15 protein-coding genes are annotated in these 14993 nt (G+C 70.2%); 9 read left to right on the top strand and 6 right to left on the bottom strand.

Annotation, left to right across the window (positions count from 1 at the left end):
- Nucleotides 1-54: 54 nt before the first annotated feature.
- A complete protein-coding gene (locus J8N05_RS21770) occupies nucleotides 55-501 on the bottom strand; it encodes a spore-associated protein A (RefSeq protein ID WP_210885090.1) in 447 nt (148 codons plus the stop codon).
- Nucleotides 502-780: 279 nt separating this feature from the next.
- On the opposite strand from J8N05_RS21770, the gene J8N05_RS21765 reads away from it, so the two are divergent.
- Both J8N05_RS21765 and J8N05_RS21760 read left to right on the top strand, forming a co-directional pair.
- Nucleotides 781-1338 (top strand): TetR/AcrR family transcriptional regulator, encoded by a 558-nt coding sequence (locus J8N05_RS21765; RefSeq protein WP_210885089.1) that lies wholly within the window; start codon nucleotides 781-783, stop codon nucleotides 1336-1338.
- Between the two features lie 25 nt (nucleotides 1339-1363).
- Nucleotides 1364-2269, top strand: a complete 906-nt coding sequence (locus tag J8N05_RS21760) for a PNPOx family protein (RefSeq protein ID WP_210885088.1) — start codon at nucleotides 1364-1366, stop codon at nucleotides 2267-2269.
- 113 nt (nucleotides 2270-2382) lie between these two features.
- On the opposite strand, the gene J8N05_RS21755 is transcribed toward J8N05_RS21760, so the two are convergent.
- Both J8N05_RS21755 and J8N05_RS21750 read right to left on the bottom strand, forming a co-directional pair.
- On the bottom strand, nucleotides 2383-3162 hold the full coding sequence (locus J8N05_RS21755) for an SDR family NAD(P)-dependent oxidoreductase (protein WP_210885086.1): 780 nt from the start codon (nucleotides 3160-3162) through the stop codon (nucleotides 2383-2385).
- 74 nt (nucleotides 3163-3236) lie between these two features.
- A complete protein-coding gene (locus J8N05_RS21750) occupies nucleotides 3237-4001 on the bottom strand; it encodes an SDR family NAD(P)-dependent oxidoreductase (protein WP_210885084.1) in 765 nt (254 codons plus the stop codon).
- A gap of 222 nt (nucleotides 4002-4223) precedes the next feature.
- On the opposite strand from J8N05_RS21750, the gene J8N05_RS21745 reads away from it, so the two are divergent.
- Entirely contained in the window at nucleotides 4224-5078 is an 855-nt protein-coding gene (locus tag J8N05_RS21745) for a helix-turn-helix transcriptional regulator (RefSeq protein WP_210885082.1), read from the top strand.
- Nucleotides 5079-5127: 49 nt separating this feature from the next.
- Here the strand turns inward: J8N05_RS21745 and J8N05_RS21740 are convergent, their stop codons facing one another.
- Complete coding sequence (locus J8N05_RS21740) at nucleotides 5128-5817, bottom strand: siderophore-interacting protein (RefSeq protein WP_210885080.1); 690 nt, start codon at nucleotides 5815-5817, stop codon at nucleotides 5128-5130.
- A gap of 345 nt (nucleotides 5818-6162) precedes the next feature.
- Between J8N05_RS21740 and J8N05_RS21735 the strand changes: the two genes are divergently transcribed.
- Together J8N05_RS21735 and J8N05_RS21730 are read left to right on the top strand one after the other, a co-directional pair.
- Nucleotides 6163-6846, top strand: coding sequence for a S1 family peptidase (locus J8N05_RS21735; protein ID WP_210885078.1), 684 nt, complete (start codon nucleotides 6163-6165; stop codon nucleotides 6844-6846).
- A 247-nt stretch (nucleotides 6847-7093) separates the two neighbouring features.
- Nucleotides 7094-8230 carry a PQQ-dependent sugar dehydrogenase gene (locus J8N05_RS21730; RefSeq protein WP_210885076.1) on the top strand — a complete coding sequence of 379 codons (1137 nt, stop codon included), beginning with the start codon at nucleotides 7094-7096 and terminating at the stop codon, nucleotides 8228-8230.
- A 105-nt stretch (nucleotides 8231-8335) separates the two neighbouring features.
- On the opposite strand, the gene J8N05_RS21725 is transcribed toward J8N05_RS21730, so the two are convergent.
- Nucleotides 8336-8962: a TetR/AcrR family transcriptional regulator gene (locus tag J8N05_RS21725; protein ID WP_247706390.1), complete on the bottom strand. Its 627-nt coding sequence runs from the start codon at nucleotides 8960-8962 to the stop codon at nucleotides 8336-8338.
- Nucleotides 8963-9087: 125 nt separating this feature from the next.
- Here J8N05_RS21725 and J8N05_RS21720 point away from each other — a divergent pair, with 125 nt between their 5' ends.
- Nucleotides 9088-10131, top strand: coding sequence for a saccharopine dehydrogenase family protein (locus J8N05_RS21720; protein ID WP_247706389.1), 1044 nt, complete (start codon nucleotides 9088-9090; stop codon nucleotides 10129-10131).
- Nucleotides 10132-10219: 88 nt separating this feature from the next.
- A complete protein-coding gene (locus J8N05_RS21715) occupies nucleotides 10220-11083 on the top strand; it encodes an LLM class flavin-dependent oxidoreductase (protein ID WP_210885074.1) in 864 nt (287 codons plus the stop codon).
- 114 nt (nucleotides 11084-11197) lie between these two features.
- On the opposite strand, the gene J8N05_RS21710 is transcribed toward J8N05_RS21715, so the two are convergent.
- Entirely contained in the window at nucleotides 11198-12730 is a 1533-nt protein-coding gene (locus J8N05_RS21710) for an MFS transporter (RefSeq protein ID WP_247706388.1), read from the bottom strand.
- 115 nt (nucleotides 12731-12845) lie between these two features.
- Here J8N05_RS21710 and J8N05_RS21705 point away from each other — a divergent pair, with 115 nt between their 5' ends.
- Together J8N05_RS21705 and J8N05_RS21700 are read left to right on the top strand one after the other, a co-directional pair.
- Entirely contained in the window at nucleotides 12846-13523 is a 678-nt protein-coding gene (locus J8N05_RS21705; RefSeq protein WP_210885072.1) for a TetR/AcrR family transcriptional regulator, read from the top strand.
- 533 nt (nucleotides 13524-14056) lie between these two features.
- Complete coding sequence (locus J8N05_RS21700; protein WP_210885069.1) at nucleotides 14057-14950, top strand: siderophore-interacting protein; 894 nt, start codon at nucleotides 14057-14059, stop codon at nucleotides 14948-14950.
- Nucleotides 14951-14993: the final 43 nt, after the last annotated feature.

Here is a 14993-nt window from a genome sequence, read left to right as displayed (position 1 = left end):
CGGGCCCGGATGGAACCGGGGGCGGGTGGTCGGCCCGCCCCCGGGAGGCCTGGATCAGCCGCAGTGGCCGGAGTCGCCGCCGGACGCGTTGCCGATGACGCCGTACCACTCGATGCAGTAGCCGCGGCCGTCGACGTAGACCGGGCCGGCGTAGGACGTGTACTGGCCGTCGTCCCGGACCGGCGTGGACTCGTGGCCGACCAGGGCGTTGAGTTCGACGGCCATGTAGATCTTCGCGCCCGCAGTGTTGCGGATGGTCACGGCGCAGTTCTTGCCGGTCGCCGCGTTCCAGGTGAGGAACACCGTGCCGGAGTTGCCGACCGGCGTGGAGTCGATGACGCCGTAGCCGCTGCCGCAGGCTCCGTTGTACGTTGCCGCAGCCGCCTTGGCCGTGGTCTCGGACGTGGTGGCTGCCGTGGCGGGAGTGGTTGCGGCGAGAGTGCCTGCGAGGGCCAGCCCGGTCAGGGCGGCTGCGGTGGTGGCGCGGCGGGACAGCTTCATGGTGTTTCCCCCTGGTGGTGTGTTCGGCGAGGTGCCGTGTCGTCGAATGCCGTGGGGATGACTGGTCGTTGCCGCCCCACGCATATGAGACCTGGGAGGCCCCGGCAGGGTTGTGGGCCGTTGTGTCGCTGTTGTGTCACCGGTGTCACAAACCGGTCCTCGCCGCGGGGCTGGTCCTGTCGGTCGTGAATCAGGCCGTCGGCACGGGGCGCGGTGACCGTGCGCTAACGAGGAAACCTCGCACTTTCTCTTTTACCGAACGTTCGGTACAGTATCAGCATGGGACGGACACCGAACGTCGACGATGAGCTGATGCACGCCCGGCTCGCCGAGGTCTTCCGGGCCAACGGGTACGCCGGAGCGTCACTCTCCGACCTGTCCCGGGCGACCGGGCTGCAACGCGCGAGCCTCTACCACCGCTTCCCGGACGGCAAGCCCGCCATGGCAGCCGCCGTCCTCACGAGCATGGAGTCCCACTTCGGCGAGATCTTCGAGCTGCTCGCCTCGGAGCCGGATACCGCCGAGGGTGTTGCCGAGATGGCACGGCGCATGGCGCTCGTCTACCGGGACGGTCGGATGGCCTGCGTCCTCGACACGATGACACTGATCGGGGCACCGCCGGAGATCAGGGCCCACGCCGCCCGGCTCGCCCGAGCGTGGCTCCAGGCCATGGCCGGTGCCGCTGTCAGGGCAGGTGCGGCCGAACAGGACGCGGAGCGTCGGGCGCGCGCTGCCCTCGTCCGTATCGAGGGCGCCTTGGTGGTGGCGCGCGTCCTGGACGACCCTTCCGTTTTCGAGCAGGTCCTCGGTGAGTTGCCCGACCTGCTCGCACGCTGATCAAGGCTGATCAAGGAGGCACCTCATGGCAGTGCGCGCAGAACACCCCGGTGAGCAGGCGGTCCAGCAAAGGGCTGAGGAGGGCGGCCCCGGATGGGGATCGCCGATGTTCGGCCCGGAGATCCCGCACGGGTTCCACCCCTTCCTCCGCGCCCAGCAGATGCTGATCGTCGGAGCCGCCGACGACGCCGGCGCCGTCTGGTCGACGATCGTGACGGGACCTCCCGGTTTCGCCCAACCGGTGGACAGCCGAACCCTCGACATCCACGGGCTGCCCGCTCCGGGCGATCCGCTCCACCATGCCTTCGACGGGGAACGCGCCGTCGGCGTGCTCGCCCTGCATCCGCAGACTCAGCGCCGTATCCGCGCGAACGGTGTGGCCCGACGCGAAGGCGACGGCCTGCGGATGACCACCGGGCAAGTCTTCGGCAACTGCCCGAAGTACCTGCAGAAGCGCGTCATCACAGAGTCCGCGCAGGCCACGCCGCCCGGGGAAGCCCGTACAAGCAAGGAACTCAGCGACGTCCAGCGGCGCTGGATCGAGCAGGCCGACACCTTCTTCATCGCCAGCCACACCGCTGAGCACGGCGCCGACGCGTCACACCGCGGCGGCATGCCGGGCTTCGTCACCGTAGTGGGGCCCCGCACACTGCGCTGGCCCGACTACACAGGCAATCAGTTCTACATGACGCTGGGCAATCTGCACCTCGCCCCCGAGTGCGGCCTGCTGTTTCTCGACTGGGAGCGCGGCCACACCCTGCAACTGACCGGCACCGGCCGGATCGACTGGGACCCGCGCAGTGCGGCGGCGTACCCAGGGGCTCTGCGCGTCGTGGAGTTCGACATCGACAGCGTGGTGCAGATCGACAACGCCAGCCCGCTGCGATGGGAACTCCAGGACTACTCCCGGTTCAACCCGCCCGTCACGTGACGCTCGACGACTCATCAGAAGGTGTCTGCCTGAGCCGAGTTGGACTCGGGAGCCGGTCAGTCCGTCCAAGGCCGACCTGGCGCGTCCGCGCGGCCATGAGGTGTCGCTGCTCGCTAGACCGCGGTGTAGCCTCCGTCGGCCGCGACCACGGCTCCCGTGACGAAGCTGGAGCGTGGTGAGGCGAGGAAGCACAGGACCTCGGCGATTTCTTCGGGCTGCGCCACTCGGCCCAGGGGTTGCGCATTGGCAAACGAGGCGAGGTACGAGCGACTGTCGGAGCGAAACGTGTCCAGAAAGTCAGTCTCTATGACGCCTGCGGCAACCAGGTTGGCGCGGATGCCCAATGGCCCGCCCTCGACAGCGAGCACCTTGGTCAACTGGGCCAGCGCACCCTTCGACGCGCTGTAGGCGGCGCCCTCGGGCAGTGCGACGGTGCTCGTGTAGGAGCCGGTACTGACGATGGCTCCGCCGCCTCCGGCCTTCATGGCCCGGAAGGCCTCGCGGGCGCAGAAAAAGGCGCCGCGGGTGTTGACTGCCATCACCGCGTCCCAGTCCTCGGCCGTGGTCTCAGTGATGGGTTTGTTCAGAGCGCGTCCGGCGTTGTTCACCAGGATGTCCAGTCCGCCGAAAGCGTCCAGAGCCGACTTCACCGCGCGGATCGCAGTCGCTTCCTGCGTGATGTCTGCGCACATCGCGAGGACACCGGGAAATTCTTCCGGAAGAGTCTCGACCTCAAGGCGCTGGTCGGTGGCAACGACGTGAGCCCCTCTGGCGTGCAGGAGTGCCACAGTCTCCTTGCCCACGCCGCGTGCGGCCCCGGTGACGAGGGCGGTCCTACCTGTGAACTCGGCGGATTCGATGGACGGCGATGCAGGTGACAAGGCGTGCTCCATGGAGGGGTGCGTGCCGCAGTGAGGGCACGTGCGGTGGCGTGCGGCTGCGCGGTGAGGGCCGCCGGACAGAGCGGTCAGTGCGCGGTGAGTCCGCCGTCGACCACCAGTTCCGAACCGGTGACGAACGAAGATTCATCGCAGGCGAGGAAGAGGATCGCGGGGGCGATCTCGTCGGCGCGGCCGGCTCGGCGCATGGGGGTTCGCTGGATGTCCGGCTGTTGGTCGCCCTGTTCGTCCAGGAGTTCCTGGATCATCGGCGTGGCGATCACACCGGGATGCACCGAGTTGATCCGTACTCCCTGGCGGGCGTACTCGACCGCGGCGGTCTTGCTCAACAGCCGCACCGCGCCCTTGGACGCCTGGTAGGCCGCTGCCGCGCCGCTTCCCACAAGGCCGAGCACGGAGGACGTATTGATGACGGATGCGTTGCCGCTCGCGCGCAGGAGCGGCAACGCCGCCTTCATTCCGAGCCAGGTGCCTTTCTGATTCACGTCGATGACGCGGTCCCAGTCCTCTTCCCGGGTGTCCTCGATGCCCGGCCAGTCCACGATGCCGGCGAGATTCACCAGCACGTCCAGCTTTCCGAACCGGTCGCGCACCACAGTGATCACCTCGTCCCACTCCTGTGCGCGCGAGACGTCCAGGCGGACGGCGACGACCTCCGCGCCGAGTGCCTTGAGCCGGTCGCCCAGGTTGTGCAACGGGCCGTCCGCGACATCGGTGATCACTGTCCGGGCACCTTCCCGGGCGAAGAGTTCGGCGGTCGCCGTACCGATGCCGCCGGTCGCGCCGGTGATCAGCGCGACCTTGCCGTCGAGTCGTTTCCCTGCCCCTGCCATGGCTGTGGTCCTTACTTCGTTGTTGCTGACCGGAGTGTCGGGACTTCCTGATCCACCGACGGGGTATGCGACGGCGGTCATGGCGCCACGCTCTTCTTCTTCGGCCGCCACGTTCGAGCCCGGCTCTGAGTCTGTTCAGGTCGGTCACCCTTGACCAGGCCGTGTGCTGCCTGGGTGGGACACACCCAGGCAGCACACCGGACCACCGCCTAGCCTGAACGCATGGACGACAACCACCTGGGAGAATTCCTGCGCGCACGCCGCGCCGGCCTGCAACCGCAGGATGTCGGAATGGCGAGCCACGGAGTCCGCAAAGTCGCCGGACTGCGCCGCGAAGAGGTCGCCGTCCTGGCCGGGGTGAATGCCGACTACTACACCCGCCTGGAGCAGGGACGGGAGCGCAACCCCTCGCCCCAGGTACTCGACGCCCTCAGCCGTGCACTGTGCCTCGACACGGATGCCCGAGGGCACCTGTTCCAGCTGGCTGGGGCCGTGCCGAACGACCCGCCCGCCGAGCGCACCCCCGAACGGGTCAGCCCGGCGCTGCGCCAGTTGATGGACGGCTACCCGAACACCCCGGCGTTCGTCATGAACCGGGCACTGGACATCCTCGCCGCCAACGCCCTGGCCGACGCGCTCTTCTCGCCGTTCGCACCGGCCGACAACCTGGCCCGCATGACCTTCATCGATCCCGCGGGCCGGCACTTCTACGCCGACTGGGACCGGGCGGCCCAGGCCACCGTCGCCAACCTGCGCCAGGCGGCGGGCTTCGACCCCGACAACGCGCGACTGAAGCAAGTCGTCCGTACACTCAGCGAACACAGTGCGGACTACGCCCGCCTCTGGAACACCCATACCGTGCGCGGCAAGACCCAGGACGCCAAGCGCCTACTGCATCCGGACGTCGGTCCCCTCACGCTGACCTACCAGGCTTTCGACGTACGTGACGCACCCGGCCAGCAACTCCTCATCTACCACGCCGAACCAGGCAGTCCCAGCGCACAGTCCCTCGACCTCCTCGGTTCCATCCACGCCACCCGGCATCGGAGCACATCCCAGCCCCGTCGTAACCGCTGATACCAGGGGGCCAGAGGGCGCCAGGGTCCGTGTTCAAAAGGGTTCTGGCCTACTCCAGTCCGCGCTTGCCCGGAGCCCAGAACGGCTTGGTGAGTACCGCCCGTCGGTCCCAGCCGGCCTCGCGCACGAGCACCTGCCGCACGTGCTGCACGGTCCGTGCCTCCCCGGCGACGTACGCGATCCCGCCCGGCTCAGGGGCGAGGTCACGCACCGCGTCCGGGAGTGAAGTGCCGCTCCTGGTAATCCAGTTGAGGCGGTCCGCGTACGGCAGGGGGAGCCGGTCGGCAGCCGTCTCCGTTTCGACGCAGCCGGAGATGCGCGCCCCGTCGGGCAGTGCGCCCAGCATCGCGCCGAAGGCGACCGACGCCGTCTCGTCCCCGACGAACACGTGGTGCGCGGCGTCGGGCCGCAGCGTGAACGTCCCTTCCGGCTTGCGCAGTCGGACCCGGTCGCCGACTGTGGCGCTGCTTCCCCACCGTGCCCCGGGGCCGCCTCCAGAGTGATCCAGTACGCACAACTCGACGGCGCCCTCGGGGTCGTAGCGCCAGATCGAGTACGTGCGCAGCGTCAGCCCGTCGCCGACCATGACCCTCACCTGCTGTCCGGGGCGGACGGTCAGCCCGGACAGGGCCTCGCCCTCGATGCGAAGGCGACGAAACCGGGCGGCGACGGGTTCGGTCTCGGTGACCGTGCCCTGAAGCGTCAGCAGGTCCAGGAGGGGCGAGAGCAGGGTGGCCATGGGACTCCTCGGAAACTCGTCGATGCGGTGGGGCGCTGAAGGCCGACATCGAACGGAACGCGATACTAACGCGTTTCTTTCGAAACGCGATAGTACTCGTCTTTGTGTGTGCCCGCGTCGGCTACGCCGGGCTCCTTCGGCGCCGCGATCGGTAGGCCGGCTTCGCGAAGAGCGCCGATCGATCTCGGCAACAGCCCCTGCCTGACGGTGATGGCCAGACGGGCATCGGCTCGGTCGCTTCTCACGTGTGCAGCCAGGCCGGAGTACGTCTGTCGCCGCGCCCGTCGCGCCTTCACCATGAGGGAACTGTGCGTTACCGGACCACCGATGACCCTGGGAGGGGCCGTGAGACGTCTGCACACCTGCCTGGCGATGCTGACCACAGCCATGACGGCCGTGGTCAGCCTGCTCTTCGGCACCGTTCCGTCCGCCACCGCCCTGCAACTGACGACGATCCGGGGCGGCACCGTCCTCTACGCGGCCACCGGCGCACAGTGTGTCGTCGGCTTCAACGCGACGGGCAACGGCGTCTTCTACGGCGTGATGGTCGGCCACTGCTCGGGCACCCACACCACCACCTGGTACGCCGATGCCGCCCGCACCGTGCAGGTCGGAGTCACCGCCGGCGCCTCATTCCCCATCGACGACTACGGAGTGGTCCGTTACACATCGAGCCTGCTGAACCTGCCCGGTGACATCGCGCTGGGCGGGGGTGTCTACCAGGACATCACCGGGGTGGCGAGCCCGGCGGTCGGGCAGTCGCTCTGCCATGTCGGTCGCACCAGCGGGGTCCACTGCGGGAAGGTGACCGCGGTCAACGCCACGGTCAACTACTCCGAGGGCACCGTCTACGGTCTGGTCCGGTCCACCACGTGTGCGGAGGCCGGCGACACGGGGGCTCCGGCGTACTCCGGCACCCTGGCTGTCGGCTTCCTGGTCGGAGCCGGCGGCAACTGCACCTCCGGCGGGGTCTCTTACCATCAGCCCGTCGCGGAGGTGATGTCCCACTTCGGCCTCACCGTGTACTGAGGATCTATCGGTACGCGGTGTGTGGCATGCGGTGCGCGGCGCGCGGTTCGCGTCAAGGACCTGCTGTTCGGCCGTTTGAATGCAGGCGGTTTTCGCTCCCGCAATTCACAGATACCCCAGTATCCTCATGGGTGGACAGCAGTGCACAATCCCCCCACTCAGGTTGCGTGCCGTCACGGCGGATCCCCACCGCTTTCTGCCCGGCGACTGCGTGACCTACCGATTCGCCGCCTCCAGGAGGATCACGGTGAAAGTTCGCACCAGAAGCTCGGCTATCGTCGGCACCCTCTGCCTCGTCGCCTCCCTGGCCCTGACCACAGCGTCCGCCGATGAATCCGTATCACCAGGTCGGGACGGGTCGGTCGTGCTCACGGCACTGACCACGGCCCAGAGTCCGACCGCCGGCGCTCCCGGCCCCGACGGCACGGTCTGGATAGCCGAACGTGCCGGAACCGTAAGGACGTTGGGTGCTCAGGGCCTCGGCGAACCCGTCCTCGACGTGTCCGACGAGACCACGACCGACGGTGAACGAGGCCTGCTGGGCATCGCCTTCGACAAGGAGTTCACGCACTTCTACATCTCGTTCACGAACCTCGAAGGCACCAGCACGGTCGACGAGTTCGCCGTCCAGGACGGCAGGATCCAGCCGGACACCCGGCGTACGGTCCTCACCCAGACCCAGCCCTACGCGAACCACAACGGCGGCGACATCAAGTTCGGCCCCGACGGATACCTCTACATCGCGCTCGGTGACGGCGGCTCAGGCGGCGACCCCCACAAGAACGGGCAGAACCTCGACACACTGCTCGGCAAGCTGCTGCGGATCGATCCGAAGGGCGGCGAGCCGTACGCGATTCCGCCGGACAACCCGTTCGTGGACGACCCGAACGCGAAGGACGAGATCTGGGCGTACGGGCTGCGCAACCCGTGGCGGTTCTCCTTCGACGAGGGCACGGGTGATCTGCTGATCGGTGACGTCGGGCAGAGTGACTGGGAAGAGATCGACTGGGCCCCGGCCGACAGCGACGGCGGCGAGAACTACGGCTGGTCCCAGATGGAGGGCAACCACCCCTTCCGGGGCGGCACGGAGCCCGCGAACCACGTACCGCCGGTGCACGAGTACGACCGCACCGGCCTGGGCTGCTCGGTGACCGGCGGATACGTCTATCGCGGCGACGAGATCCCGGACCTCAAGGGGCAGTACGTCTTCAGCGACTACTGCGACGGAACCGTCCGCACGCTGCAGCTGGAGAACGGCAAGGTCACCGGTGTGAGCGACCTCGGAGTCAACGCCGGCGAAGTGGTCTCGTTCGTCCAGAGCGGAGACAGGGAGCTGTATCTGCTCGCCAGCAACGGCAGCATCTTCCGCCTCGACCCCGCGTAACGAGAGCCGGTATCGGGGCCCGCGCGCGGCCCCTTCGAACATCCTCCGGCGCGGGTCGGGTGAACGTACTCGACCCGCGCCGGTGGTGCGTCTCAACACGGCTGCTCAGGGCAGCAGTTGACGCACCAGGCAGTCCGCGGACCAGTGCTGCCAGCGTTCCGGTGTCCAGCCGCGCCCCGCCGTGAGCGGGGTGTAGGTCTCCGGGCCGAGCACGGTCAGCGCGATGTCGGCGGCCGACGCGGCGTCGTGGCCGTCGCGCAGCCCGGCCGCGGTCTTGGGCACGAGGGCCTCGGCGAAGCGGAGTTGCACCGTGTGCCGCTGTTCGAGGTTGGTCTGCCAGAGCTGGGCGAGTTCCGGCTCTGAGGGGGCCGCGCTGCGCACCACCTCCAGCAGCGGCGCGGCGCGGCGCAGGATGTCGCAGGCGCCCGCGGCCTGGAGGCGGAGCTGCGCGGCCGGGTCGGGCTCGTCCACGACGGCGCGGGCCCAGGGACGCTGAAGAGTGGCCAGCGGGTCCGGGTCGCCGGCGACGGCGATGTCCAGGACCTCTTTGAGCAGGGCGCGTTTGGTGCCGAACGTGAAGTAGACGGTCTGGACGCCGACTTCGGCGGCGCGGGCGATGTCCTCGACGGTGGTCGCCGTCCAGCCGTGTTCGGTGAACAGCCGGGCGGCCGTGTCGGTCATGCGCGACCGGGTGCGGCGGGCCTTCTCGGCCCGCGTCAGGGACGCTGCCACCTCGTTTCCTGCCTTTCTGGCTCTGAGAGAACGGATTCCGAGCGTACGGATGCTGAGGAGACGGATTCCGAGGGGACGGGGGGTGATTTTGACTGTAGTGACACTACAGTGTTATTCACTGGAGCATGACTACAGTGAATCGAGAGGTGCCGCCCGGCCGGATCCTCGTCATCGGCGGGTACGGAGCCGTCGGCGCGACCGTGACCGGCACGCTGGAGGAGTGGTTCCCGGGGCGGGTCGTGCCCGCCGGACGCGACGTGGCCCGCGCTCGCCGACTCGGCGGCATAGGCGTCGACATCGGCGATGTGCCCGGTCTCGGGAGGGTCCTGGACGAACTGGCCGACGTTCGCGTGGTGGTGCTCTGCGTCGAGCCCCGGGACGCCGGTCCGGCGCGGCTCTGCCTGGAGCGCGGCATCCACCTCGTGGACGTAGGGGCGAGCCACCGGCTGCTCTCCCTGGTCGCCGAACTCGACGGTCCTGCCGCCCGTGCCGGGGCCGCGGCCGTGCTGAGCGTCGGCGTGGCGCCGGGCCTCACCAGCCTGCTCGCCCGCCGTGCCCACGAGGCGGTCGGCGGGGCCCGGAGTCTTGATCTGACGGTGTTGCTGGGGACCGGGGAGCGACACGGGGCCGACGCGGTGCGCTGGACCGTCGCCGGGCTGAGCGAGCCGGTCACCGCCCGCCCGCAGCGGGTGGCCCTGCCCGGGTACGGAACGCGCACCGCCCATCCGTTCGCCTTCTCCGACCAGCACACCGTGCGGCAGACCCTGGGCATCCCGCGGGCGACGACCCGGCTGTGCCTGGACTCCCGGCCGCTGACGGCCGCGCTCTTCGGTCTGCGCCGGCTGGGAGCGCTGCGCGGCACTCGACGGCCCGCCCAGCAGCGGTTGTTCACCCGGGCCTTCGGCATGGTCCACCTGGGCGGCGACGGTTTCGCGCTGCGCGCCGACGCCCATAACGGCGACCGGCACGCGGTACGGGCGCTCACCGGGCAGGGACAGGGCCGAGTGTCCGGGCTGGTGGCGGCGCATGCCGCCCGCGCGGTGTACACCGGCCGGGTGAGCGCCGGGGTGCACCACATCGAGCAGCTGGACGTCCTGGCGGACCTGCCCGAACGGCTGGCGGCCCATGGCGTGACCCTGTGGGAGGACGAGAACTGGGAGCGGCGGTGAGCCGGTCCGCGGCCTACCGTGAAGACACCTGTATCCCATGTATCCGAATCCGGTTGCCGCTTCGTGATCGGCTGCGCATCCTGCTGGGATGCGCTTCTCCGTCAACATCCCGAACTTCGGTGACTTCGCCGACCCCCGCAACGTAGCGACGGCGGCTGCCGCTGCCGAACAGGCAGGCTGGGACGGGCTCTTCGTCTGGGACCATGTCCTGCACCGTCGCCACCAAGGGCGTCCTTTCGGGGATCCCTGGATGCTGCTGACCGCGGCCGCGCTGGCGACCTCCCGGATCCGGCTGGGCCCCCTGCTGACGCCGGTCCCGCGCTACCGTCCGCAGCAACTGGCCCGCCAGGTGGCCACCCTGGACCACCTCAGCGGCGGCCGGGTGATCTTCGCCGCCGGCCTGGGCGGTCCCGTCGAGGACGAGTACCACAGCTTCGGCGACGTCGCCGAGCCACGCGTACTCGCCGAGCGGCTGGACGAAGGACTGGAGCTGTTGGGCCGCTTCTGGTCCGGCGAGCCGGTGAACCATCACGGCCGGCACTACGAGGTCCGGGACGTGGCGCTGTTGCCCGCCACCGTGCAACGGCCCGGTCCGCCGGTGTGGATCGGCGGGTTCTGGCCGCGTCGTGCGCCCATGCGGCGGGCAGCGCGGTGGGACGGCGCGGTTCCGCTCTTCGAGTCGGCCCGCCATGGCCATGTGCCGGACGTGGCGGAGGTACGCGAACTGGTCGACTACGTGCGCGAGCACCGTACGGCCGGGGCCGAGCGCCCCTTCGAGTTCGTGCTCGGCGGAGCCACGCCCCCGGACGCGGCGAAGGCCAGGGACGTGGTCGGTCCCCTGCGTGACGCCGGTGCCACCTGGTGGGACGAGCGACAGATCCAGACCGGCCCCGACCTGGACCGCCTCCTCCCGGTACTGCGCCGCATCGAGGCGGGGCCGCCGGTGCTCTGATCGGCCGTTCGAGTGCGACGGCAGTGTCAGGGAAACGTGATCCGGCTACCCGACCAGCCCTTGAGCAGGGGAGATCGACGGCTGTGGCGACCGGGTCGTGGCAGCCGGTGCCCCTCACGCCGGTGCGGCCGTGTCCCCTGTGGCGCCGGTGCGCGCGTCCACGGCATTCCGCGCCGGGTCGTCGATCCCGGGGCGGCGACCGGCAGGGGCCTTGGGGGTACCGGGGGCGAACAGTGCCGCGACGACCGCGGCGACGGCGCAGAACCCGGCGGTGACGAAGAACGCGTGGCTGTAGCCGTTCACCAGTCGTCCGACGGTGTCATCGGCCCCGGACGAGGAGTTCCCGGACGCCGCCACCGTGGTGAGGACGGCCAGGCCGAGGCTGCCGCCGATCTGCCGGGCCGCGTTGATGAGCCCGCTGATCAGCCCGGCCTCGTGCGCGGCGGCACCCGTGGTGGCGAGCGAGGTGTTGGCCACCATGCACAGACCGACACCGACGGAGGCCACCAGCGAGGGGAGCAGGAAGCCGCCGAGGAAGGTGGAGTCCGCCCCCATCCGGCCGAACAGGAGCATCCCGGCCGCACCGAGCGTCAGCCCCGCGGTCAGGACCGCGCGGACACCGAAGCGGGTCGTGAGCCGGCCCGAGAGCAGTGAGCCGGCGATCGTGCCGAGGCAGAACGGCACGAAGGCGGCGCCCGCCTTCAGGGGCGAGTAGTGCAGCACGTTCTGCAGGAACAGTGAGGCGAAGTAGAACCCGGCGACCGTGGCCGCTCCGATGAAGACGACCACGAGGTTGGCCACCCACACCGAGCGGGCGCGGAACACCCCGAAACGGACGAGGGGTTCGGCGGCGGCCCGCAGTTCCCACCCCGCGAACGCGCCACCCGCCAACACCGCCACGGCGAAGGACAGCAGCGCCCCGGACGTGCCCCAGCCGTGCTCGCCGGCCCTGATCAGGCCGTTGACCAGGGCCGTGACCGAGGTGGTGACCAGGACGGCGCCGACCAGGTCGAGGCGCCGGAGGCGGGTGGTGCGCCCGTTGGTCAAGGACGGCCCGGCCAGCAGGAGGCCGACCGCGACGATGGGCAGGTTGACGTACAGCACCCAGCGCCAGGAGAGCCACTCGGTCAGCAGTCCGCCGAGCAGCACCCCGAGCGCGCTGCCGGCCGCCGCGACCATCGCCCAGGTCCCGACCGCTCGGGACCGTTCCTTGCCCTCCGGGAACGCCAGCATGATGACCGCGAGACTCAGCGGCGCCAGCAGGGCCCCGGCCAGGCCCTGGCCGGCGCGGGCCGCGATCAACTGGCCGGGGTTCTGCGCCAGTCCGCCCGCGACGGAGGCGAGGCCGAAGACCGTCAGCCCGAGGAGCATCGCCGTACGGTGCCCGACGAAGTCGGCGAAACGGCCGCCCAGGAGCAGCAGTCCGCCGAACGCGAGGGTGTAGGCGTTCACCACCCACGACAGGGACCCGGGTGCGAAGCCGAGGTCCGACGCCATCGAGGGCAGGGCCACGTTCACGACGCTGACGTCCAGCACCACCATCACCTGCGCGATACAGGCCGCGGCCAGCACCAGGCCCGCTCGGCCGCGGGCCGCCGTCCCGCTCGGCGGGCTCGTCTCCACGGGGGCTGGTTCCTTCTCGGTCATGGTGCCTGGCTCCTGTTCAGCTCGGAAGCGCGCCCCGACGGCGCGATGCGAACACTGTACGCATAAGGCAAACCTAACTTCCACGGTGTAGGTGTCGGAATGGGAGGATCGCCCTATGAGCACACGCCCGTCGGCCGCCGCACCGGACCCCTCCCGGCGATCGAAGGGGGTGCCGCGAGCTCATCCGCGGCCGGGCCTGAGTCCCGAGGTCATCGCACGGGCCGGGCGGCAACTCATCGAGCGGGACGGGCTGGACGCGCTGACCATGCGGGCCGTGGCCGCGGAACTGGGGACGGCCGCCACCTCGCTCTACCGGCACGTGGCCGACCGGGACGCCCTGCTCGTGGCGATCCTGGAGGGCATCGCCGCGGGGCTGCCCGTGGAGGTTTCCGGCGGGACGCCCGGGGAGCGGCTCTTCGCCCGGCTCGTCGCCGCACACGATCACATGGCGGCACACGTGTGGGTGCTGCACATCCTGATCCGGGGTGAGCTGGTCGCCCGTAACGCCCTGGCTTTCAGTGACGCATGTCTGGCCGACTTCCTGGCGGCGGGACTCGATCCGCGCCGGGCGTCGACGGCCTTCCGTGCCTGCTGGCACCTGACCATCGGTGAACTCCTCGACGAGCACCCGCTCACCCCGCCCCGGGAGCCGAGCCAGCGCCGGCTCACCATCGAGGGCATCGACCCGGCGCGCCTGCCCGCCCTGGCCCGCGTACGTGAACTGGACCGGCGCGAGGGGCGCGACGACTATCCGGTCGCCCTGAAAGCCCTGCTCTCGGCGCTCCTTGCCTGACCTGCGCGAAGAGAGCTGGAGCGGGAGGGCTTCCTGCGGCCGGACCCGGAGACATTTGGAAATTAGGTGAGGCTAACCTAATCCAATGTCGTCGGCACTCCTTCTCCCCGCCCGGCGGGACGCGCATCCACCGGCCGCTTCCGACTGGGACGAGCCGGTCGACGGAGGCCCTGTCGTCGGCGCCCCCTACCTCCTGACCACCGCCATCCTCGACGGATCGGCGCCGAACGGGCCCTCCCTGCGGGACGTGCACACCCACGCCGATCCGATGGTGGCCTGGTCGCACTCGGGGACCGTCCTGGTCCACACCCGCGACGCGATGCGACGGCTCGTCCTCGGCCAGGGCCTGTGGCTCCCGCCCGGCACGGCGCACGCCTCCTCCGTCGAACCGGGCGGCATCGGCTGCTACACCTACGTCACCGCCGCGGCCGCTGGTCGGCCGTCACCGGACGGGTACCGCCTCCGCCGTCGCCCGCCACACCCGTCGTCGTCCCCGCCTCCGCTGCCCCACACGTCCCACACGAAGGAACCCCATGACCATCCACCACGCCGAAGTCGCCCGGGTCGCCACGCTCTCCGAGAGCATGGTGCGAGTCACCCTGAGCGGCGGCGACCTCGCCGACTTCGTCTCGACCGGCGTCGGTGACGAATACGTACGGCTCTTCCTGCCGCACGGCGCGGACCGCCACGACCTCTCGCTGCCGCAGGCCCTGGCGGACGGCGGCTGGCGGACGCCCGAGGATCGTCCCACCGCGCCGATGCGGACCTACACGATCCGCGCGGTCCGCCCGGACGCCGGGGAGATCGACATCGACTTCGTGCGCCACGACCACGGGGTGGCGTCGGAGTGGGCGCTCGGGGCACGCCCCGGCGACCCGGTCGGCCTCACGTCGCCGACCGGCCTCTACCGGCCGCCCGCCGACCTCGAACGACAGGTGCTCGTCTCCGACCTGACCGGACTGCCCGCGCTGGCACGCCTGTTGGAGCAGACACCGGAAGGGGTGCGCAGCCGGATCGCGGTGGAGGTGCCGGGCGCCGGCTCACGTCAGGACCTGTCAGTGCGCCCCGGGGACCATCTGACCTGGAAGTACGGCGGCAACGGACACGGCCCCTGCCGACTGGCGGAGCTGGTGGCCGCGCAGGTGCCGCCGGGCACGGACCTCACCGGCGGGTACGTGTGGGTCGCCGGGCAGACCAACGCACTGCGCGACGTGCGCCGCTACCTGCGCAAGGAACTCGGCCTGCCCGCCGACCGGTTCAAGGTGGTCGGCTACTGGATGCCGGGCTCCGAGACCTGGGGCGACCGCTACGAGGCTCTCCCCTCCACGGTGAAGTCGGAACTCACCCGGATGTGGGACCAGCCCAGCGGCGACGAGGAGGACACGACCCTCGACTACGAGACACGGCTGAGCGAACTCGGCCTCTGAGCGGTCGCGGCCGGCGTGCGCGGTGTGTTCCGCTGCGCGGCGA

Origin of the sequence: Streptomyces liliiviolaceus, assembly GCF_018070025.1 — a bacterium.
GTDB classification, from domain to species: Bacteria; Actinomycetota; Actinomycetes; order Streptomycetales; family Streptomycetaceae; genus Streptomyces; species Streptomyces liliiviolaceus.
This window is presented reverse-complemented; position numbering and strand designations above follow the sequence as displayed.

Bases quoted from the DNA above. Each gene is read 5' to 3' on its own strand.
- J8N05_RS21740 (WP_210885080.1), bottom strand. From the start codon at position 5,817: ATGGCCACCCTGCTCTCGCCCCTCCTGGACCTGCTGACGCTTCAGGGC.
- J8N05_RS21720 (WP_247706389.1), top strand. From the start codon at position 9,088: ATGACTACAGTGAATCGAGAGGTGCCGCCCGGCCGGATCCTCGTCATC.
- J8N05_RS21745 (WP_210885082.1), top strand. From the start codon at position 4,224: ATGGACGACAACCACCTGGGAGAATTCCTGCGCGCACGCCGCGCCGGC.
- J8N05_RS21755 (WP_210885086.1), bottom strand. From the start codon at position 3,162: ATGGAGCACGCCTTGTCACCTGCATCGCCGTCCATCGAATCCGCCGAG.
- J8N05_RS21765 (WP_210885089.1), top strand. From the start codon at position 781: ATGGGACGGACACCGAACGTCGACGATGAGCTGATGCACGCCCGGCTC.
- J8N05_RS21705 (WP_210885072.1), top strand. From the start codon at position 12,846: ATGAGCACACGCCCGTCGGCCGCCGCACCGGACCCCTCCCGGCGATCG.
- J8N05_RS21750 (WP_210885084.1), bottom strand. From the start codon at position 4,001: ATGGCAGGGGCAGGGAAACGACTCGACGGCAAGGTCGCGCTGATCACC.
- J8N05_RS21770 (WP_210885090.1), bottom strand. From the start codon at position 501: ATGAAGCTGTCCCGCCGCGCCACCACCGCAGCCGCCCTGACCGGGCTG.
- J8N05_RS21710 (WP_247706388.1), bottom strand. From the start codon at position 12,730: ATGACCGAGAAGGAACCAGCCCCCGTGGAGACGAGCCCGCCGAGCGGG.
- J8N05_RS21760 (WP_210885088.1), top strand. From the start codon at position 1,364: ATGGCAGTGCGCGCAGAACACCCCGGTGAGCAGGCGGTCCAGCAAAGG.
- J8N05_RS21700 (WP_210885069.1), top strand. From the start codon at position 14,057: ATGACCATCCACCACGCCGAAGTCGCCCGGGTCGCCACGCTCTCCGAG.
- J8N05_RS21715 (WP_210885074.1), top strand. From the start codon at position 10,220: ATGCGCTTCTCCGTCAACATCCCGAACTTCGGTGACTTCGCCGACCCC.